Origin of the sequence: Bifidobacterium sp. B4081 (assembly GCF_026537335.1) — a bacterium.
GTDB lineage: Bacteria > Actinomycetota > Actinomycetes > Actinomycetales > Bifidobacteriaceae > Bombiscardovia.
The window spans coordinates 107,627-129,390 of record NZ_JAFNMM010000002.1 but is presented as its reverse complement, the minus strand read 5'-3'; the positions used below and the strand labels follow the sequence as shown (position 1 = coordinate 129,390).

The following is a 21,764-nucleotide window of genomic DNA, read 5'->3' as shown; positions in this document are numbered from 1 at the left end:
TATGCATGCAAAGAGCGCGAAAGGCATCAAAAACGAATATGGCAAAGGTGAGAGTTCGGTATTTTGACATCGCGCGCGGTCTCGCCATCCTTGCTGTCATTCTGGGACACAGCACACTCAATGTGAACAGGCCCGAGAGCATGGACCACGTTTCGTTTCTTTTTTATAGTTGCTGTTTTTCTTTTCATATGCCTCTTTTCTTCGCACTTTCAGGGTTCTTTTCCCATCCGGAAAGCAAGTTTGCCTGGCGCAAGGAAATCAGAGAGCTTCTAGTTTCCTACGGATTGACCTCATTTATGGTGATCATTTGCAATGTTCTGCTTGCGTTGCCTTTACACAGATCCATCCTGAATTCCCTAGTGATCTGGACCAAGGCTTCTATCTACGGTGCCGGGGCACCGGTAGACGGATTATTCTGGTCTGTCCACCACAGCATAGGGGCCATATGGTTCCTCTTGGCACTCTTTTGGGCACACCTCTTGGTCAACCTGGCAGTACACCTCCCCTATACATTTATCTGGATTGCCCTTTTCTTCGCCATAGGCTATACAAGTGCCCACATAGGTTGGCTACCCTGGAGCATCCAAGCAGGCATGGCTGCCGCCACTTTCGTTTACCTGGGTCACCTAGCCCATCAACTCAATCTGCAGAAAATCTTGATCCAGTATCCTTGGCTATGGATCATCCCCTCTATTGCTTGGGTGGCATCTATTTGGAGATTTAGCGGCTTCAGCATGGCAGTCAACCAATACGGGAAAATTCCCCTTCTGACGTTTCTAGGTGCATTAGGCGGTACCGTCTGCGTGGTTGGCCTGTCTAAGTTGATCGATTCAAACCTGCCTTTGATAAATTCAGCACTAGCCAAATTGGGCCGATACACACTGGCCATACTTTGCGTGCATCTCCTAGAGGACGACGTCTTGCCGTGGGAAATCATTATCCCACGAGTGCTGAATCAATTTACCTCGCTCGCAGCGACTCTGATTATCTTCACTGTCCGTCTAATCTTTGATCTACTAATGGCTCTTTGTCTCCACCAAATACCTGTCATAAATCGCGTTTTCTTCCCCGAACTAGCTAAAAGGCAGGCCTAAGCGAGTACCACAAGGTTCTCAGGACGTAAGACGCGGTCGTCAGCTATACTTGCATTTGTGCCTATGTCGAACGAGAACCATATGGATGTCGCCGTGCTTATACCCTGCTACAACGAAGCCAGCACAGTAGGCAAAGTAGTCGACGATTTTCGCCTTTATCTACCCGAAGCACGCATTTATGTCTATGATAACAATTCAACTGATGAAACAGCTTCCATAGCCGAAACACATGGTGCCATAGTCCGCCACGAGCCAAGACAAGGTAAGGGGAACGTGACCAGGGCTATGTTCTGCGACATCGACGCTGACATCTATATCATGGTGGATGGCGATGACACCTACCCTGCCGAGCAGGCCCCGGCCATGGTCCAGAAAATCATCGATGGCTATGATATGGTTATCGGCGACAGGCTCAGCTCAACCTATTTCACAGAGAATAAGCGACCTTTCCATAACTTCGGGAACAGACTGGTAAGACGAGCCATTAACTGGTGCTTCCATGCCAACATCAACGACATAATGACCGGTTTTAGGGCTTTCTCCTTCGCTTATGTCAAAACCTTCCCTATCCTCTCGACCGGGTTCGAAATCGAAACCGAAATGACAATCCAAAGCCTTGATAAGAATCTTCGTCTTTATGAGATGCCGGTCAAGTACCGAGATCGCCCCCATGGCTCGGTCAGTAAGCTGAACACCTTTGGTGACGGGATGAGGGTCCTATCTACAATTTTCCAAATGATACGGCAGTATCGGCCCATGTCCTTCTTCGGTTCCTGCGGATCTATCCTGACTGTGCTAGGCCTAGGATTTCTGATCTCTGTCATCATCGATTTCTGGAGGACAGGCGTAGTCATGCGATTTCCCACATTGGTCTGCTCGGTGCTCCTGATCTTGATGGGACTGCTTGGTATCTTCACTGGCGTCATCCTGGATATCCTTGCTAGGAACGACCGGAAATCATACATTCGCAACACGAACACCTTCACCTACCTACGCAGGAGGGAAAAGTCTGTTGAGGATGTTCCGAAGAAAGAGGACACCCAAACAGAGCTTGTCAGTAAAACTGAACCTATCGGGAGACGCTAGATAAATCAACGGCAGGCAAGCCTATACAAAGCCCAATTTATCTTGGCAGAATCTCCATCGCTGTAATCACGGATCAGCTTCAGAGCGCCTTGGTTGACATATCTATCGATAATCGACTGGTCATGGAACGGCAGGTACTGATCCTTATAGGTAAACATGAGCAGACTGTCGGCCTGATCTCCCATCGCCAGGAAATAGACGGACGTCGGTGCAGAGCGAGGACTTTCGGGAGCGTAATTGGTTTGAACTGGGCAGGCTCTATCTAACAAAATATTCCTGTCACCCGAAGCGAAAGCCTCTTCCACCTGCCCAAAGATGACCCCGTGCTTGGTGTGCATGGGGTTATAGACAGGGTAGAGCATATTGGTTCCGTTCAGCGTCATCCCATACATTGATCCGTTCATGGGATCAGAGATGACGACCGCATCAGGCTCGATACGAGTAGCCAAATCATCCAGGACCTGCTTCTTCTGGGTGGTTAGCTGGGCACCTTGGGTAGAGCTGAACAGCCTTGTGGTGTCAGCAATCTGACCAGCCATTTCGATGCGTATCGGGTTTGAAAAGTTAGCCAAGAGAACCAGAATGACCATCAGACTCGAAAGCACCCAAGGCATCAGCCTCTCGGCTGCGCAGTCAACGGACGGAATCGTCCTACGAAGCAAGTCAGGACCATTGACAAGCAGACAATCCGTCCCAAAGGCCAGAAGGGGCACTACAGCAAAAGGTATCATGCTAACAGTCCTTGTCTCCCCCCGGTACCAAGCAGCCGTCAACAAGTTAGCAATAGGCCCGGTTAGGGATGCGCTACAGACGAATATCAAGCCCACAAGCAGAAATGTCAGCACTAGGGCAGCCCCAAGCCATTTGCGTTCTTCCGATAAAAACAGAGAAGAAAAAAGAGCCAAGCAGACCATCAAGCCCATACTCACCCCTGCCAATCCGGACATCCCATCACCAATCACGATTCCCAAGGCACCCGACAAAGAACGGGTGGGCTGGAAAGTATGGAACCAGGTGGACGGGTGAAAGTAATTCTTGCCTGGGTCGCGATACATGACATATGCGCCGAAGAGTCCCCCAGCTGCCAGGACAAGAGCAAGTATGAAGAGAAGAAACTTCCTAGGAAGCTTGATAAGAGCAAAGAATCCCACCAGAACAAGGTATGTGAAGGCGACACGAGGCTGAGCAAAGCAAATCATTAAGAATAACGCAAGGTCGATCAGAATCCAACGGACCAAGGCCCGAGACCGCCCAGGATCGACCCCGGTCAGAAGATCCATAAGCCTGAGACTTCCATAAAGTAGAAAAGGCAGGATGCAGGATGCGAATCCATAGGCGATCAGAGGACCAGCTCTGAGAAGCCAGAAAGGAAAAGCAGCAGAAGACACTGACAAAACGGGGACCAGAAAGCTGATAACCTCCTTACCCCAGCCTCTGCTCTTCTGGAGAAAGTAGGAGCACCAGAGTGCCATGCCAGCAGGAAAAATCAGGCCAGAAGCCACAATCCATACGATATTCAAGGAAGCGAAAATATTAAGACCAGACCCGAACATAGAGGAGATGCTGATCAATGCATAGACCAGGAGATGGAAGAGGGGTGGGTAGAAGGAGCCGTTCGGATTGAGGGCCAGGGCCGCGGAAACCCCATTGCGCATAAGTTTGCGGATGAAGTAATAGTGGGACGGGGCATCGATCTCCTGAATCGGCAGTGTCCACATGGATTGGCTTTTAGGAAACCAGATCAGAACAATTAGAAATGCTAAACAGATACCCAGAAACGATGCCAGCCATTTAGATGTCTTAATTCGTTTAATTAGAGGAAGTTGGACCTCATCGGCGGTATCTGTCTGGTTTGATGAAAGTGGCTGTTCCAAAATCTCCGACGAACCTTTTGCGTCCGAGACACCGTAAGTATTGTCAAAATTGGGAGAAATACTCAAAACCTGGCCACCCCGTGAGCTCAATCTTGTCAACCGCCTAATCATAGTTGCTCCTTGTCTTCGCTTTTTCGGACCTCGCCCCTGTCAGTACAACTTTGAACATGCTGGCGAGGCATGGCGAATAACAACGCTTTCGGGATTTTACTATTTAGATTCTTTATGCGTTAACAGACTAACTTGAATACGGTTGGCTTGATCAGGCATCAGTTCTAAAACGTCCGACATTTCATCTGCACGCTGTACAGCCGCAGGAACTTGCTCTAATCGTATACTAATCAATCCTCTTCTGTTTTGTGATATAGCTAGTACACAGCCCGGACCTATCCCTCTCTCACCGAGGTATCGGAGGAAATCAGGATCCTCGTCGCTGACTCGTTGCACCCTTACCGTCGCCCCGTCGGCTACATCCGAGAGAGGTCGGATGGTTGTTGGCATAGGCGGCAGATCTCCGTCAGCCGATGGTATGGCATCACCATGCGGATCCGCAGTGGGGTGTCCCAGATATTCGTCGATGCGGTCCACCATCTTGTCAGAGACGGCGTGCTCAAGGCTGTCCGCCTCCTCATGCACCTCATCCCATCCGTAACCGAGGACCTGCACCAGGAAGGTCTCCAGCAGCCTGTGGCGCCGGACCATGGTGACCGCATAGCGACGACCGGTTTGGGTCAGCTCCACCTTGCCGTAAGGCCTATGAGTGACCAGACCGGCATCTACCAGACGACCCAGCGCGCCCGAGACCGTCGACTGTTTCATGCCCGTCCTTTCGGCCACCGCAGTGGGCTGGACAGGGCCCTTATCCCATTCCTGAAGATCCCAGATGACCTTGAGATAATCCTGGGCGCTAGAAGACAGTTCAGCAATTCCCATGTTCCACAGTCTATAGCACAGATCCATGGCGCGACCCGCGAGCAACCCCTGCAGGCATATTTTGAGATTGTCACAGATCACCTCTGGTATTCTTCATCGAGCGCCACTAGACTTCGAAGGGTCGAAGTCTATAGCCAGCCACACGACCACCACGGTCCAGAATCAAGGAAGGTGACATGCCGAACACTCAGACCCGACCCGCCTCAGGGTCCGCCAGTCCAGCCGGATCCGAAGTCAGGACTCCGCCGTCCAGTCGGCAGCACCAATCCCATCCCATCATTGAGACGGCCAATGGGCGCTCTCTGGAGGAGATTAACGCCACGGTCTCCGTACCCAACTCTACATCCTCCTTCTGGAAGAACCTGGCAGCCTTCTCCGGCCCGGGCGCCCTGGTGGCAGTCGGCTACATGGATCCCGGCAACTGGATCACCTCCATTGGTGGCGGCGCCCAGTATGGCTACCTGCTCATGAGCGTCATCCTCATCTCCAGCCTGATCGCCATGATGCTGCAGTACATGTCGGCCAAGCTGGGAATCGTGACTGGTCTGGACCTGGCCCAGGCCACCCGCCAGCACACCAGTCGCCGACTCAGCTTCGTCCTTTGGATCTGCACGGAGCTGGCTGTGATGGCCACCGACATCGCCGAGGTGATCGGCGGGGCCATCGCCCTGAAACTGCTCTTCGGCATTCCGCTGATCCTGGGCGTGACGCTGACCGTGCTGGATGTGCTCATCCTCCTGCTGCTGACCAAGATCGGCTTCCGCCGCATCGAGGCCATCGTGGCCACCCTGATCCTGGTCATCATGGCGGTATTCCTTTACGAGGTCTTCCTGGCCAGGCCCGACATGCCCGCAGTCTTCCGCGGCTTCATCCCCGACAAGGCCATCCTGGGCAACGGACAGCTGACCATGGCTCTGGGCATCGTGGGCGCCACGGTCATGCCCCACAACCTTTACCTGCACTCATCCATCGTTCAGACCCGCGACTTCGACCGCAGCGACGACCGTCAGGTTGCCAACGCGGTCCGCTTCGCCACCTGGGATTCCAACATCCAGCTGTCCGCCGCCTTCGTGGTCAACTGCCTGCTGCTGATGCTGGGTGCAGCCATGTTCTTCGGACACGGCGAGGGGCTGGATACCTTCACTGCCCTCTACAACGCTCTCGGCGACAAGACCATCGCCGGCCCGGTCGCCTCCGGTCTGCTCTCCACCCTCTTCGCTGTGGCCCTGCTGGCCTCCGGTCAGAACTCGACCATTACCGGCACTCTGACCGGACAGATCGTCATGGAGGGCTTCATCCGCATGAGGATTCCTCTCTGGCTGCGCAGGCTGGTCACCCGTGTGATCTCCATCATCCCCGTGCTGATCTGCACCATCGCCTTCGGCGGCAAGGAGTCCGCCCTGGATAGTCTGCTGGTCTACTCCCAGGTCTTCCTGTGCGTGGCCCTGCCCATATCCATGATCCCACTGGTCTGGTACACCTCCTCCAAGAAGATCATGGGCAAGTATGCCAACCCTCGATGGATGGCCTTCCTGGCCTGGATTGTGGTGGCTATCCTGACCGGGCTTAACCTCCAGCTGGTCATCCAGGATGTGGGCGAACTGATACAGATGCTCTGAGCACCAGTGCTCTGATGAGAGCCGTCGCCGTTTGCCGATTGAATGAGGCATCGTCGGCGGCTCTCTTGTAATTCCGCCCGCAACAGACACATCACTCTTCGTCGTCATGAGCATCTTGCTCGATTAGTGACATATCTGACTCTCGCTCAGCGCGCATATCCACCAACTCCATCCCCAGTCAGATACGGTGGAGAATAGCAGGATTTTATCAAGAGTCCTGTCATTAGCGATCGAGTGGTCAACCAGGAGCTGGGTCGCAGACCTGGCCAGCTTGGGACTGTCAATCGCAAAACTCATAGAGGTCAGAGGAATCGAGCAGACATGAACGACAAACTTACTACCAACGAAGGGCAGCCTTGGGCAGACAACAACCATAGCCAGACGGCGGGCACCCGCGGACCCATCCTCATGCAGGACTACCAGCTCCTCGAAAAGCTGGCCCACTTCAACCGCGAGCGCATACCAGAGCGCGTAGTCCACGCCAAGGGGGCTGGGGCCAAGGGAACCTTCACCTTGACCAAGGACATGAGCGCCTACACCAAGGCCGACGTATTCAACGGAGCCGGCAAGACCACGCCCATTCTGCTGCGCTTCTCCCAGGTGGCCGGCGAATCCGGCTATCCCGACACCCTGCGTGACGTGCGCGGTTTCGCCCTGCGCTTCTACACGCAGGAGGGCAACTACGACGTGGTGGGCAACAACACCCCCATTTTCTTCGTCAACGACCCCCTGAAGTTCCCCGACTTCATCCACTCGCAGAAGCGCGACCCGGCCACCCACCTGCGCAGCCAGGAGATGCAGTGGGACTTCTGGTCGCACTCCCCTGAGTCTGTCCACCAGGTCACCTATCTGATGGGTGACAGGGGCAACCCTGCCAGCTACCGGAACATGAACGGCTACGGAAGCCACACCTTCAAGTGGGTCAACGCGAAAGGCGAGCAGTTCTGGGTCAAGTACCACTTCCTGAGCGAGCAGGGCGTGAAGAACATGACCGACGAGACTGCCGCCAAGGTCGCCTCCGAGGACACGGACTTCCTCCTGCATGATCTCTACGATGCCATCGACCGGGGCGACTACCCCAAGTGGAAGGTCTGCGTGCAGATCCTGCCTTACCAGGAGGGCCTGGACTACAAGGACGATATCTTCGACGTGACCAAGGTCGTCTCCAAGAAGGACTATCCGCGCATTGAGATAGGCGAGTTCGTGCTGGACACCAACCCGACCAACTATTTCGATGATGTGGAAGAGGCGGCCTTCTCCCCCGCCAACTTCGTCCCTGGCATTGAGCCGTCGCCCGACAAGCTCCTGCAGGGCCGGCTATTCGGATACAAGGACGCCGAGCGTTACCGTCTGGGTGCCAACTACGAACAGCTGCCCATCAACCGCCCGATCAACGAGGTCCACAACTACGAGCGGGACGGTTTCATGTCCCAGGGTCAGGATGGATCGGTCAACTACGAGCCCAACAGCAAGGGCGGCCCCGTGGAAGACAACGATGCCAAAATGCACAGCGATGCCGTCCAAGGGCAGACCGAGTACTCCCGCCCCTATGACAATGACTACTATTCCGCGGCCGGCCGTCTCTATAGGCTGATGAGCCCGGAGGAGAAAGACCGCCTGATACAGACCATCAAGAACACCCTGGGCTCTGTCGATGACCAGGAGATCCAGGTTCTCGAGACCAGGCAGTTCTACCAGGCTGACCCGGAGTACGGCCAGCGCGTGGCTGAGGCTCTTGGCCTTTCCATGGATCAGATCAAGTAATACAAGAACAGGGCGGGAACTGTCGGCGACACGTCTGAACTGGCTTGCAATCCCCGCCCTGTGTTATTATTTCCTAGTTGCCTTGATCAGGGTCACATAGGCTACGGCCCCATTCATTGCAGCCTTGGAGGATTCGCCTAGTGGTCTATGGCGCACGCTTGGAAAGCGTGTTGGGTTCACGCCCTCACGAGTTCGAATCTCGTATCCTCCGCCAGCAGAGTCTTGGACAGTGACCCAAGACTCTTTTTGTATGCGCAATATCGGCCTCACCATCCTTTGCGCTGTCTATCCTGTTCCTTGCCACTATGTCTGGTCTTAGCAGGTCGTTTACTATAGTGAGCTAGGCGGTCTTGTTACGATAAGGCGCCCGATCACCTAAGTACTTGGCAAGACAGGGATGTCTGGAGGCGACAAGACGCTGCGAGCAGAGCGAGACAAAGAAAGTTCAAGGCCATGCCGTTGAAGACTTACGGCAAATGCGAGAGAGGATACGCTCAGCCCCGTCACCAGCTACAAGTTGGCACCCATAGATCTTTGCGACGGGTGATCTTACTTAAGCGAATCACCGGTCGCTTCCTGGACAGGCTGATAGGCGCCTCTTCTGGTCTGAGCGCTGAGTGCGTCCACAGCAGACTGAAGGTTATACGATCTGCAAATGTAATGATCGGCATCATACCAATTTCCATTTCGTACATCTATATAAGCGTCATACCTTTTTAAGTATCAAATTATGACCGATGCCTGTATCCCTGCTCGTTGGCATCATGAGCCAATCGATGTCAGCAACGGTCCCTGCTTTGAAAGCGAAAAGACACCTTTCTTACTCAGTCGCAGTTCTATTCGGTTTAAGGAAGAGCGAGCCGCATAGGCCGATCAGGGCTATGACTGCAAGGAAGATGAAGGCCCATTGGTAGCCCTGATCGAGAGCCTGGGCTGTCGTGGCTCCACTGAGACTGCCACGCTGGGCACCGATGGTTACGATCATCATGGCAGCGGCCGTACCGAGCGAACCGCCCACCTGACGGACAGTCGAGGCAGCCGCGTTGCCATGAGCCGTTAGTTCCGTCGGCAGAGCGTTGATGCCCTCGGTGAAAGTAGTCATCATGACCAGTGCCACTCCTGCCAGGCGCAGAGCATAACAGGAGGCGATAACGATAAGACTGGTAGCGGTGCCGAACCATATCATCGGCAAGGTTCCGGCCAACAGCACCGCATACCCTAAAAGGGAAATCTTCCTCGCCCCGATTCTTTGATAGATCATCCCGGAGAGAGGGTTGAATATGCCCATGACGATGGCTCCCGGCAACATGACCAGACCAGAGGTGAGCGCGCTTGATCCACGCGTGTTCTGCAAATAGAGAGGAAGGACCAGCTCCACACCGACCATGGCGATGTTGCTTAGGGTGCTCAGCAGACTAGTCAGATTGAAGGTGGCATTCGTGAAAACTCGCAAATTCACCAGCGGAGACTCCAGAAGCAGCTGACGCCGACAGAACAGGGCCACCACCAGCAAGCCGGCCAGAAGCAATCCGAGGTCAAGCACTGAGGCACCGCCCGCCTCCCCAATGGCGGACAGGGCGTACAGAATGAGCCCGAAACCCAAGCATGAGTAAACCACGGAAGGCGTGTCCAGCCGGGTTCTCACCTGCCGGTTGACCGTGTAGACCAGGAAGAACGAGGCCACCAGAATCGCAGCGCTCAAGGCAGCAAGCAGCACAAACAAGGCCCTCCAGGACCAGTGCTCCAAAACAAACCCTGAGAGCGTGGGGCCAACCGTCGGACCTAAGGCCACCACCAGGCCCACCACGCCCAGGGCCACGCCGCGCCTATCCGGCGGGAAAAGCAGTAGTACCACATTCTGCATGAAAGGCATCAGCGATCCAGCGGCTATGGCCTGGATGATCCTGCCCGCCAACAGCAGCGGGAAATGCCCTTCGGAGAAGACACAGACCAGGGAGCCGGTCAGAAAAATAGCCATCAGGACCATGAAGGTGTGCTTGGATCGGAAGTTGGAAAACACCCAAGCCGATACGGGTATCATCAGCCCCACCACCAGCAGATAGGAGGTGCTCAGCCACTGAGCAGTGGATTGGGGCACATGGAATTCCGCCATGATGGTGGGCAGAGCATTGTTAAGGAAGGTCTCCGCCATCAAGGCCAGGAAGGCCCCTGCCAAAAGCGTGCCCATCATCGCAGTGCGACTTCCCTCAGCCCCTCCTTGGCTGCCTTCCCCCTTGGCGCCATCCTTATTCATATTGCATCCTCTCCGTCCTTCACCGGCTCGGGCCAAAGCCTGCGTGATCCGACTAAAAGCAGATCAGGATTCCATGTTTCTAATGATTCGTTCCAGGTAGCCGACCAGCTGCCTGCTCTCCTGCTCATCGAACCCTTTCAAGGCAAGCTCGCCCGTGTTCTCTAATACATGCCGGATCTCGACCTGGTGGGCGTTCAGCTCCTTCCGCGCCTGCCCGGTGAGCTCAAGAACCATCTGACGTCGGTCATCACTCTGCGGCTTTGCCGTCAGCCATCCTGCCTTGACCAGCCGTTTGACAACCCCCCGAACCGTAGGATGGCTCAAACGGAACCTGTCGCCCACAGTCTTCTGCGTAACCTCCAGGCCCTCATGCTCAAACAGGTAATAAACCATGACAAACTGAGGACCAGTCAGATTGGGAAAGATGCTCCGCACACACTCGTTCATATGCTTTTCCAGCAGAGTGTTGGCTATTTTGACCAGTCCCTCTGGCCGCTTCTCCGAGAGCTCCAAAAGTTACCGCCTCCCTAAAATGTAGCATGCTACATTCTTAACAAAGAAAGCCTGGCTGTCAAATCAAAGAACTACAAAACCTATCCAACAACGTTCGTAATACAGGAGACGGGGGGATGCTCAGCCAAAGAAGAGCCATAGCTCAGCCTCTCCGACCGGTGGACATGCTGGCTTACCTGGCATTGATGTGTCAGTATCGTCGTTCTGCATAACCGACCGACTAAGCAAAACTGGTAGGGCGATAAGTTGACACTCCGTCCCACCACCCCCTGTCAACAAATCACGAGCCTTGAGTCCCATAGCCCCTCTTTGCCTTGGAGCAACCGACACAAAGAACCGCTAACCCGCCTCAGGGATCCACCCGGCAAACACACGCATACTCTCATGCAAGAAGCTCTTACAAGCAACAATGAAGGCATGCAAGAGCGTCCTTTGCACAGAAAGGTCGATTAAGCGTTCCATGAAATATCCTGCGCTATTTCAACAAAACACAGCGAATATCGAACCTCCTGAGACCCGACTTCATCGGTCGGATACAGTCAGACAAGACCGAAGCCAGAGCGTAGCTGCCTATCTGGGAGATAGATAGTTTCCAATATGATATAGTTTCTATAATGAAATCAAATAAGCCGTCCTCCCTCTACGATGCGCTCATGTATCTGCAGTGCGAATTCGTAGCAGAGCGCAACAGGGTCAATCCGGGGAACATCACCTGGCAACAGTTCGACATCCTCACCATTCTGCGCACAGGAGCATCCACGCCCTCACAGATTGGCCAACGGCTCGGCATGAGCCGATCCAAGATCTCCAAGAACCTGAGCACGCTGCGCGACCTCGGATATATCAAACAAGCGCCCGATACTCATGACCGGCGCGAGCTGGAAACCAGCCTGACCCCGGATGGCCGGGACATGCTCGGCATCATCGATCAACAGCACAAGACCCTCGAGGAGGATGCCCGACAGGTCTGGTCCGAAGACGAGCAGAAAGAGTTCACAGCTCTTGCCAACAGGCTTATCGCCAAGCTGCGCCAGGAGCGAGTCGACCGATGAAGACCGAGTGCATTCTTATTGATCGGGCCTCCACACACAACCTCAAGCAAGTCTCGCTGGCCATACCAAAGCGGGCCATCACCGTGGTCACCGGCCTGTCGGGTTCAGGAAAGTCGTCTCTCGTATTTTCCACGCTGGCAGCCGAGTCACAGCGCATGATCAACCGCAGCTACAGCTCCTACATTCAGCAGCTCATGCCCAAGTATGAGCCTGCGGAAGTCGTCCACATCGACAACCTGCCCTTCTCCATTGTCGTCACCCAGAAACAGCTCTCGGGCAACGCCCGCTCGACCGTGGGCACCTATACCGACATCTACACCGCCCTGCGCCTGCTGTTCTCCCGCATGGCCCAGCCCTTCATCGGGTACTCCATGACGTACTCCTTCAACAATCCTGCGGGAATGTGCCCGACCTGCCAGGGCCTGGGAACTGTACGTAGCCTGGTGCTTGATCGCCTGCTCAACGTGGATCTCTCGCTGAATCAGGGAGCCATCAACTTTCCAACCTTCCAGCCGGGCGGTTGGAGACTGACCAGGTATACGGATTCAGGCTATTTTGACAACGATCTGCCCCTACGTGAGTGGACCAGCAGTGATCTTGACCTCCTGCTCTACGGCAAGAAGCAAAAACCGGCACACCCTGGCCCCGCCTGGCATAAGACGGCCATATATGAAGGATTGGTGCCCCGGATCACCAAGACCTTCATGAATCAGAGCAACGACAAATACCAGCATGAGCTCGAGCAAGTTACACGAATCGCCCAGTGTCCCGACTGCCAAGGGGCCAGGGTCAACGCCAAGGTACGCTCAGCAAAGATCGGCGGACTGAACATAGCCGATTGCTCAGCCATGAGCGTGGCTGACCTGCAGGACTGGCTGGAGCAGATCCATAACGATCAGGCTGATACCATTCTGGAGGACCTGGAGCGCAAGATAGCCAATATGATAACGGTTGGGCTGGGCTACTTGAGCCTGGAGCGCGGCACCCCTACCCTTTCCGGAGGAGAGGGGCAGCGCCTGAAAATCGCCAACTGCCTGAACAGCCCTTTGAATGATGTTCTTTACATCTTTGACGAACCGAGCGTTGGCTTGCATCCCCATGACCTGACTGGGATCAAGAAAATCTTCAAGGGCTTGCGGAACAAGGGCAATACGGTGGTGATCGTGGACCATGACCCCGAGCTCATCGCCATCGCCGATCATATCGTCGACATGGGGCCAGGAGCAGGCAGGGAAGGCGGACGCATCGTCTTCGAGGGGGACTACCAGTCTCTGCTGGAAAGCGGCACAACCACTGGCAGAGCCCTGTCGGATCCAGGCGTAGTGAGCGAACCAGCGGCGCCTTCACATGGCTTTTACACAGTAGACAAGGTCACTGCCCATAACGTCAGAGAAGCCCGCGCCAAAATACCCAGGCATATGCTGACTGTGGTGACCGGAGTGGCCGGCTCAGGTAAGAGCACGCTGATCAGGGAAGGCTTCATGGCTCAGCACGATGCCATACTCCTGGATCAGAAGCCGATCAAGGCCAGTGGACGCTCCAACCTGTTGACCTACTTGGGCGTCTTCGACCCGCTGCGTAAGACCTTCGCCAAGGCCACAGGTGAATCCCCTTCACTCTTTTCATTCAACGCTGCTGGAGCCTGTCCGGTTTGCAAGGGCAAGGGAGTCGTCACCCTGGATATTGCTTACATGGGTGATACCAGCACTGTCTGCGAAAGCTGCCATGGAACCAGGTATTCAACGCAGGCTCTGTCTGCCAGATATCGCGGTTTCAGCATTGCTCAGGTGCTGAAACTGACTGCCAGCGAAGCTATGCACCAATATCGTGAAGTGCTGGGGCCAGCCATGAAGGCACTGGAGGACGTCGGGCTGTCTTACCTATCCATTGGGCAGGCCCTCGATACGCTCTCAGGCGGTGAGTTGCAACGCCTCAAACTGGCCAAGCTGCTCAAAGACGGAATTCGTGAGACCTTGATTTTGGATGAGCCCACCAGTGGCCTGCACGAATCCAATATCTTGCAGCAGATTGCGCTCTTGCGCAAACTCATCGCAAGCAAAGGACTCACTATCATCGCCATAGAACACAACCTGCGCTTCATAGGTCAGGCTGACTGGGTGATCGACATGGGCCCAGGAGCCGGGAGCGCGGGCGGCAAGGTGCTGTTTGAAGGGGCTCCTCTTGCACTGCTGCGCCGCAATGACACTCCCACAGCCCGAGCCATGAATGCCTATTTCGGATTTTTCAATGATGCTGCAGTGCAACCATAAGCGGCTGCATTCAGATCAACAAGAGTTCAGCAATCTTGCAGACGGCGTTTCTGCCTGCCAACCTGATCGAAATTGTCATCATCAAGCCAGGTCTCCAGCCGCTCTTTCATTGCTGGCCATTCACTATCTGTTACGGAAAACCAATCCGTATCCCGAGTGCGGCCCTTGTAGACCATATCGTTTCTGAACCGGCCTTCAGCCTTGAATCCCAGCCTCAGCGCAGCCGCCCGCGAGGGCGCGTTGAGGCTGTCGCACTTCCACTCGTATCGGCGATAGCCCAAGTCCTCGAAGACATGCCGGGCCATCAGATACTGGGCTTCAGTTGCCTGTCTGCTTCTCTGCAACTCCCTGGTATAGATGACATGGCCCATCTCGACGCTTCCCATATCCGCCCGAATCCGCATCAAGGCATACATGCCCAACAGATCCGACGAATGATCAAGCTTCACCAGCTCCCGTAAATCCGTATCCTCCCCGCCCGCAAGCCGTCCAATACCAAGATCGGATGCGGACGGCTTACGCAGAATAGCAAAGAAGAGAGGATCCCGGCTTGCAATCATGGATGCAAAGCCTGAGTCGAATGCTGGTCTATCAGGGTAGAGATCGTGGGTGCTATAGGTCATGATGGATTCGTCGCATTCCGGACTGAAAATCCGCTCATAGAAGGCATCACCTTGGTTTTCGTCCAAGGGCACTATCAGAACGGTCCTGCCAGTCAAGTTGACAGGCTCCGGCATCATGGCCCCGGCAAACGAAATCGCATCCCCAATAGGTTGACCAAACTCATTGGTCCTCATACCCGCATCTCCTCCCTTGGAACGATGCTCGCTCCGTCATCGTACGGAAGAGGTGGCCCCAAAAGCATCAGCTATAACTCCGTACAATCCTGGCACTTAGGCTACCAGCAAACACCCAAAAAGTCCGTATGGATCCGCCTCACGCAACCACGTATGATCACCCTTGCTACCTCCTTATCATCTCGTGCACAAAATGCTGATTCGCCGCCATATTTGTCCACATGCATTCAAGCTGGAGGACCGACGCATCTGCGAGAATTAGACTGATACGCACGAGGAAATGATCGAGGAGCTCCATCCGGTATTCCCTCTGCCTACCGTCAGCATCGACCAAGGGAGTGATCACCATGTCCAAGGCTTTGATCGTCGTGGATGTTCAGCCGACCTTCTGCGAAGGAGGTGAGCTGGGAGTCGAGGGGGGCAACGCCACAGCCGGCAAAATCGCCGACTATGTCCACAGCCATGCCGGGGACTACGCCTACATGGCCACCACCCAGGATTGGCACATCGAGCCTGGATCTCACTGGTCCGATCATCCGGATTTTGTGGACACCTGGCCCAAACATGGGGTAGCCGGATCACCTGGGGCGGAGCTGCATCCCAGAATTCGGGAGCTGGACATCGCCCATCACTTCAAAAAAGGTCAGTATTCCGCCGCTTACTCTGGATTCGAAGGCATCGAAGACAACACTGATCGGATCCAAAGTAGGGAGGAATTCGCTGCGACCAAGTCATCAGGCATCACCTTGGCCGATGCCCTGGCGCAAGCTGGGGTCAACCAAGTGGATGTAGTCGGCATCGCCGAATCCCACTGCGTCAAGGAGACGGCCCTGGATGCCGCGAAGCTGGGCTACCAGGTCACGGTCTTCGAGGATCTGACTGTCCCGGTCAGCGAGGATCAGGGCGTTGAGGCTCGAAAGGCCATGGCCCAAGCCGGCATTCGTCTGCTTTCCTCCAGTAGCAACTGAAGGCAGCGGCAGAGGAATTCACCAGGGCTGGATGGTGGGGCCTACGGTGAACTCCGATACATTGGTATCCTCAGGCTGATCAATGGCAAAGGCTACCACTTGGGCCACCCGTTCGGGATCAATCTGGTAGCTGTCGTAGGTCTTGTTCATATCAGCCAGGGTCTGCTTGTCCGTGATAGTACCCAGCAGTTCAGTCTTGATGGCCGCCGGGTAAATGGTAGAGGTGCGGATATGTGTCCCCTCCTGGGCGGACTCCATCCTGAGCACCTCCATCAGATCACGCAGGCCCCACTTGGTTGCCCCGTAGACCGCTCCGCCAGTATAGGCTTTGAGCCCAGCCACCGAAGAGGTGGCGATGAACTGCCCGTGACGCTGCCCGACGAACTCCGGCAGGGCCGCAGCAATCCCATACAGTGCGCCTTTGAGGTTGACATCAATGGTGCGGTCCCACTCGTCCACATGCAGAGCCGACAAGGGCGAGTTAGGCATGAGCCCGGCGTTGAGGAATACCACGTCCACCCCGCCGAACTGCTTCTTGGCGAAAGCCACAAAGTCTTTGTTGGCCTGTCGATCGGTCACATCCAGAGCCATAGAGGCAGCCTGGCCACCCGCCTGAACGATGTCGTTGACGATTGTATCCATCCGATCCTTGCGGCGAGCGCCCAGCACCACCTTGGCCCCTCGCTGTGCCAACAGCCTCGCTGTGGCCTCCCCGATGCCGGACGAAGCTCCGGTGATCAACACTGTCTTATCTGCAACTGTCATAACAGTCCCACCTTTCCTTATCTTCAATCGGCCTGATGGTACAACCTCGAGTCGCTGGAAGTGCAAGTCACAAATGGGCCGCCTGTGACTTACCCATCAGAATCTGTGATTTCAAAATCGACAGACGGAACCGGCACGAGGCCGCAAATCCCCCTACTAATAGCAAGAATCCGAAATAAGAGGACAATTTTACTGGTCGCAACCCAAATATCCAGCCTTAGTGTGAGACGTAAGGAGACAGCATCGGAGCTGCTTCGGGCCGCTCGACTCCCCCAGACATAACCTTAAAAGACAAAGGAGCAGGTAATGTCATCAACCGGACAGGTCAAAATTTCGGACACCACCTTGGTCATTCCCACCTACGGAGTCGGCAAACCGGATAAGAATCCTCAATTTATTGAAAAACGCGTCTATCAGGGATCCTCGGGCAAGGTCTATCCATACCCGGTAATCACTTCCATCAAAGACACCAAGGAAGACAAGTCATACAAAGCTGTCATCATTGAGAATGAATATACAAAGGTAACGGTACTCCCCGAGCTAGGGGGCAGAATCCAATATGCCCAGGATAAGACCAACGGGTACGATTTCGTCTACCGAAACGATGTCATCAAGCCTGCACTGGTCGGCCTTACGGGACCGTGGATCTCGGGAGGCATCGAATTTAACTGGCCTCAGCACCATCGCCCCACTACTTTCAGTCCAGTCGATTACCGTCTTGTCGATCTCGCCAATGGCGGCAAGGGAGTCCAATGCCACGATGTCGACCAGATGTACGGCACCGAGGTCGTCACTACAATCGCCCTCTATCCAGGTAAGGCGTACATAGCCATCACGGGAGATCTCTACAATGGCACAAGCCTTCCCCAGACTTTCCTTTGGTGGGCTAACCCAGCCGTATCTGTCAACGACCATACCAAGACGGTCATGCCTCCGGATGTGACAGCGGTGATGGATCACGGCAAACGCGACGTGAGCAGATATCCTATCGCCACAGGCACCTATTACAAGCACGACTATTCAGAAGGCGTGGACATAGGCAGATACAAGAACGTCCCCGTTCCCACCTCCTATATGGCTGCTGGAAGCAAGTACGACTTCGTTGGTGGATACGATTATGCAGCTCAAGCTGGCATCCTGCATTATGCCGACCACCACATCAGTCCCGGCAAAAAACAGTGGGTCTGGGGTAGCGGCGATTTTGGACATGCCTGGGATCGGAACCTGACCGATGACAATGGCCCCTATGCCGAACTCATGACCGGTGTATTCACAGACAACCAACCGGATTTCAGCTGGCTCAAACCCTTCGAAACCAAACGCTTCACTCAGTATTTCATGCCGTATAAGGCCTGCGGTCTGGTGAAAAACGCTACGTTAGACGCTGCTGTGAACATGGAGTTTGGCCCTGTTGATCCCGCGAAAGCCGCCGGAGAGACCGAAGGCGTCGATGGCAGCGGCTTGTCGGATGGGCAGGGCCGGGTAACCGTGTACGCCACACACCTTGTAGACCATGGTCTGGTCAAGGTCACGAATCGTAAAGGCGAGACCCTACTCGAACGAACCACTCGACTGGGCCCCGTCAATATCCTCACTGAAGAGTTCGACACTCATGGGGCGGCTCCCACAGACATGACCGTATCGGTCACTGACCAAGACACCGGCAAGGAACTCGTCTCTTACACTCCGGAACCAGATACTATCGACAAACTGCCCAGCCCCGCAAAAGCCGCACCCAAACCGAGCGATGTCGCCACCAATGAGGAGCTATTCCTAATCGGCACCCATCTCGAACAGTACCGCCATGCCACATATCGTCCCGATCCCTACTATCTGGAAGGACTGCAACGCGATCCCGGCGATGCCAGGATCAACAATGCCTATGGCCTGCTTCTGCTACGACGTGGCGTATTCGAAAAAGCAAAGGAACATTTCCAAAAGGCCATCGATCGCATAACCAGCCGTAACCCCAACCCCTATGATTCAGAACCATACTTCAATCTCGGCTTGGCCAATTGGTATCTGGGACTGGAAGATCAGGCATACGATGCCTTTTACAAGTCGACCTGGGATGATTCCCAGCAAGAAATGGGCTTCTTCTATCTCGCCGCAATCAGCACACGCCGCGGCGACTGGTCTCAATCCTTGGACTTCGTCAACAGAAGCCTGGTGAAGAACTCCGAGAACATCAGGGCTAGAGGGCTCAAAGCCTACTTGTTGCGTAAATTGGGCCGAACTGACGAGGCCGCCAGCCAGGTGGAAAAGAACCTCGCCTTGGACGCATTTGACTTCGTCTCACAATACGAACACTACCTGACCACAGGCAACAAACACGATTTGGACCTTACCCGAGGATTCACGAAGAACCACATCAAAGCAGCTCGCGAATACGCGTCCTTCGGAGCCTACGATGAAGCCTTGGCCATGCTGAACCAAGCCAAAGGCCAGGATCCGATGCTGGACTACTACAAAGGCTATTACCTGGCAGCCATGAATCGTACTGACCAAGCCAAGGAAGCTGTCCTGAAAGGCGAGGAAGACGACAGCTACTGCTGCTTCCCCAACACCTTGGACGATATTCAGGTCCTTCAGACTGCGATGAAGATGGGCGCCAACGCCAAGGCACCTTATTATCTGGGATGCCTTTATTACGACAAGCTTCAATCAGATAGGGCTATCAAGCTGTGGCAGACCAGTGCTCAGAACGATCCGAACTTCCCCACCGTCCACCGCAATTTATCCCTGGCATACTATAACAAGCGACATGACGAAGCCGGTGCCCTAGAGCAGATGGAAAAGGCCTTCAGCCTCGATCCAACAGATTCCAGCATTTTCCTGGAGCTGGATCAACTCCGCCGGATGCTTGGATGGACCTACAGCCAGCGTCTGGTCGAATACCGCCGCAATCTCAACGCCGTTCAAGAGCGAGATGACTTGTACATCGAGTATCTGACAGTGCTCAACATGACCGGCAACTATCGCGAAGCCTATGAACTGATGGGCAAGCGGCATTTCCATCCTTGGGAAGGCGGAGAGGGGAAGATCACAGCCCAATACCGCATCAGCCTGACGCTCATGGCAAAGGACGCAATGAATGCCCAAGACTGGCAAACAGCTAAGGATCTGCTGACCAAGGCCCAGTCCTATCCAGAAAATCTGGGCGAGGGCAAGCTCGAAGGACAGAAAGACAACGATCTGCATTATCTCTTAGGCCTGGTCGAGGCACACATGGGTCATGATGATGCTGCAAAAGCTCAATTCCGTCAAGCGACCATCGGACCGGACGAGGTCAAGGGGGCAATGTTCTATAATGATCAGCCTGCAGAAATGATCCTGTACCAGGGCCTAGCCCATGCTGCACTGGGTGAACACGGACCTGCCAATGCCAGGTTCTACCGCCTGCTGGACTTCGGCGAACAGCACCTGAACGATCAAGCAGCTATAGAATACTTCGCAGTATCCCTTCCTGACTTCGTAATCTACGACAAGGATTACACAAGAATGAACCACATTCATTGCTTGTATGTCATGGCCTTAGCCAACATCGGATTGGGCAAGGCGCAAAAGGCGTCGGATCTGCTCGCCAAGGCTATGTCCGAAGATCCCAGCCACATCCAGGTCAACCTATTTAGCGACGAACTCTCACATCGACATATATTGATGAACAGTTCCGCCGCAACCAAGGCGACAGCATGAAGGCAGCGGACATGTCTGCCAGCGAATTCGGCAGATTAGACGATGACAGAGTCGCACACCTGTTCAAGCTCCGGAATGGACAGGGGCAATCGGCAACAATCACCGATTACGGAGCGCGGCTCGTCTCTTTCCTCACCCCGGACAGTGCAGGAGAACTTAGGCAAATAGTCCTGGGATGCCCGGATTTAGCGAGCTATTGCGCTGACGCCTGCTGTCTGGGTGCCATCATCGGACGCAATGCCAACAGGATATCCAATGCCCAGTTTCAGCTGAATGGACGCACATACCGATTAGAGGCGAACGACGGCAAGAACAACAACCACAGCGGCCCTGACGGTTACGAGCACCGGCTGTGGACGACTGATTCGTACGACGACCGGCATGTCACCTTGAGGATGGATACCCCAGACGGCGATCAAGGCTTTCCGGGAGCCATGTCGATCACGGTATGCTACAGACTTCAGGATGACGGACTCGAAATAACCTTCGAAGGCGCCACGGATACAGACACCATATGCAATCTCACCAATCATGCCTACTTCAATCTGGATGGCGATGGATCTGGCAATATTCTGGATCACACACTGCAGATAAATGCAGATACGTTCTGCCCCATCCTCGGTGAGGATGCCATACCAACAGGCTCTCGACAGGCCGTGGCCGATACTCCGATGGATTTCAGGAAACCCTGCAGCATCGGTGAGCGGCGCGATCCGGCTTTCGACCAGATCAGACTTGGGCACGGCTACAACCATGCCTATCCGATCAACAAAAGCCCCCGGCAGTTCGGCCATATGGCCACACTAGCCAGCGCGAAGACCGGCATTCGACTCGACGTCTTTTCTGATCTACCCGCAATCCAGATCTACACCGGTGACTATCTGAGCAACACCCGAGCTAGAGATGGCCACTGCTATGGGCCTAGGGAGGGCATAGCGCTTGAGTGCGAATTTGTACCCAACGCCATCAACAGCGACGACCCCATAAAACCCATCTTGAGAGCAGGCGACATTTTTGCCGCCAGGATCTACTACCGAACGAGCATCATCTCTTGAAACAACAGCGATCCGTCAACAACA

At 54.6% G+C, this 21,764-nt stretch carries 15 protein-coding genes and 1 tRNA gene; 10 read left to right on the top strand and 6 right to left on the bottom strand.

The genetic code is table 11. The features are described from left to right. Positions 1-38: 38 nt before the first annotated feature. Positions 39-1,094, top strand: a complete 1,056-nt coding sequence (locus J3T92_RS06195) for an acyltransferase family protein (RefSeq protein ID WP_267400483.1) — start codon at positions 39-41, stop codon at positions 1,092-1,094. Positions 1,095-1,157: 63 nt separating this feature from the next. Continuing rightward, positions 1,158-2,180: a glycosyltransferase family 2 protein gene (locus tag J3T92_RS06190; protein ID WP_267400482.1), complete on the top strand. Its 1,023-nt coding sequence runs from the start codon at positions 1,158-1,160 to the stop codon at positions 2,178-2,180. A 5-nt stretch (positions 2,181-2,185) separates the two neighbouring features. Here J3T92_RS06190 and J3T92_RS06185 read toward each other — a convergent pair whose 3' ends face one another. Next, a complete protein-coding gene (locus tag J3T92_RS06185; RefSeq protein ID WP_267400481.1) occupies positions 2,186-4,165 on the bottom strand; it encodes a DUF6541 family protein in 1,980 nt (659 codons plus the stop codon). A gap of 99 nt (positions 4,166-4,264) precedes the next feature. Next, a complete protein-coding gene (locus tag J3T92_RS06180; protein ID WP_267400480.1) occupies positions 4,265-4,987 on the bottom strand; it encodes a metal-dependent transcriptional regulator in 723 nt (240 codons plus the stop codon). A 176-nt stretch (positions 4,988-5,163) separates the two neighbouring features. Here J3T92_RS06180 and J3T92_RS06175 point away from each other — a divergent pair, with 176 nt between their 5' ends. The 3 genes from J3T92_RS06175 (at position 5,164) to J3T92_RS06165 (ending at position 8,584) form a co-directional block, all read left to right on the top strand. Continuing rightward, on the top strand, positions 5,164-6,606 hold the full coding sequence (locus J3T92_RS06175) for an Nramp family divalent metal transporter (protein ID WP_218971711.1): 1,443 nt from the start codon (positions 5,164-5,166) through the stop codon (positions 6,604-6,606). A 321-nt stretch (positions 6,607-6,927) separates the two neighbouring features. Beyond that, positions 6,928-8,370 (top strand): catalase, encoded by a 1,443-nt coding sequence (locus J3T92_RS06170; RefSeq protein WP_267400478.1) that lies wholly within the window; start codon positions 6,928-6,930, stop codon positions 8,368-8,370. A 126-nt stretch (positions 8,371-8,496) separates the two neighbouring features. Continuing rightward, a tRNA-Ser gene (locus tag J3T92_RS06165) sits at positions 8,497-8,584 on the top strand. Positions 8,585-9,190: 606 nt separating this feature from the next. On the opposite strand, the gene J3T92_RS06160 is transcribed toward J3T92_RS06165, so the two are convergent. Together J3T92_RS06160 and J3T92_RS06155 are read right to left on the bottom strand one after the other, a co-directional pair. After that, complete coding sequence (locus J3T92_RS06160) at positions 9,191-10,624, bottom strand: MDR family MFS transporter (protein ID WP_267400476.1); 1,434 nt, start codon at positions 10,622-10,624, stop codon at positions 9,191-9,193. 63 nt (positions 10,625-10,687) lie between these two features. After that, a complete protein-coding gene (locus J3T92_RS06155) occupies positions 10,688-11,137 on the bottom strand; it encodes a MarR family winged helix-turn-helix transcriptional regulator (RefSeq protein WP_101431873.1) in 450 nt (149 codons plus the stop codon). A 614-nt stretch (positions 11,138-11,751) separates the two neighbouring features. Between J3T92_RS06155 and J3T92_RS06150 the strand changes: the two genes are divergently transcribed. Both J3T92_RS06150 and J3T92_RS06145 read left to right on the top strand, forming a co-directional pair. After that, the gene (locus J3T92_RS06150; protein WP_267400473.1) at positions 11,752-12,189 is read left to right on the top strand and encodes a MarR family winged helix-turn-helix transcriptional regulator; all 438 of its coding nucleotides are present in this window, start codon (positions 11,752-11,754) and stop codon (positions 12,187-12,189) included. Continuing rightward, positions 12,186-14,459 (top strand): ATP-binding cassette domain-containing protein, encoded by a 2,274-nt coding sequence (locus tag J3T92_RS06145; RefSeq protein ID WP_267400471.1) that lies wholly within the window; start codon positions 12,186-12,188, stop codon positions 14,457-14,459. The genes J3T92_RS06150 and J3T92_RS06145 overlap by 4 nt, the downstream gene beginning before the upstream one ends. A 26-nt stretch (positions 14,460-14,485) precedes the next feature. Here the strand turns inward: J3T92_RS06145 and J3T92_RS06140 are convergent, their stop codons facing one another. Further along, positions 14,486-15,148, bottom strand: coding sequence for a GNAT family N-acetyltransferase (locus J3T92_RS06140; protein ID WP_267400469.1), 663 nt, complete (start codon positions 15,146-15,148; stop codon positions 14,486-14,488). A gap of 455 nt (positions 15,149-15,603) precedes the next feature. Here J3T92_RS06140 and J3T92_RS06135 point away from each other — a divergent pair, with 455 nt between their 5' ends. Continuing rightward, positions 15,604-16,224 (top strand): isochorismatase family protein, encoded by a 621-nt coding sequence (locus tag J3T92_RS06135; protein WP_198189649.1) that lies wholly within the window; start codon positions 15,604-15,606, stop codon positions 16,222-16,224. An 18-nt stretch (positions 16,225-16,242) separates the two neighbouring features. Here the strand turns inward: J3T92_RS06135 and J3T92_RS06130 are convergent, their stop codons facing one another. Beyond that, on the bottom strand, positions 16,243-16,989 hold the full coding sequence (locus tag J3T92_RS06130; protein WP_198189650.1) for an SDR family oxidoreductase: 747 nt from the start codon (positions 16,987-16,989) through the stop codon (positions 16,243-16,245). 306 nt (positions 16,990-17,295) lie between these two features. Here J3T92_RS06130 and J3T92_RS06125 point away from each other — a divergent pair, with 306 nt between their 5' ends. After that, on the top strand, positions 17,296-20,685 hold the full coding sequence (locus J3T92_RS06125) for a DUF5107 domain-containing protein (RefSeq protein ID WP_267400462.1): 3,390 nt from the start codon (positions 17,296-17,298) through the stop codon (positions 20,683-20,685). Next, positions 20,682-21,740 (top strand): aldose epimerase family protein, encoded by a 1,059-nt coding sequence (locus tag J3T92_RS06120; RefSeq protein WP_267400460.1) that lies wholly within the window; start codon positions 20,682-20,684, stop codon positions 21,738-21,740. Before J3T92_RS06125 ends, J3T92_RS06120 begins: the two co-directional genes overlap by 4 nt. Positions 21,741-21,764 lie beyond the last annotated feature (24 nt).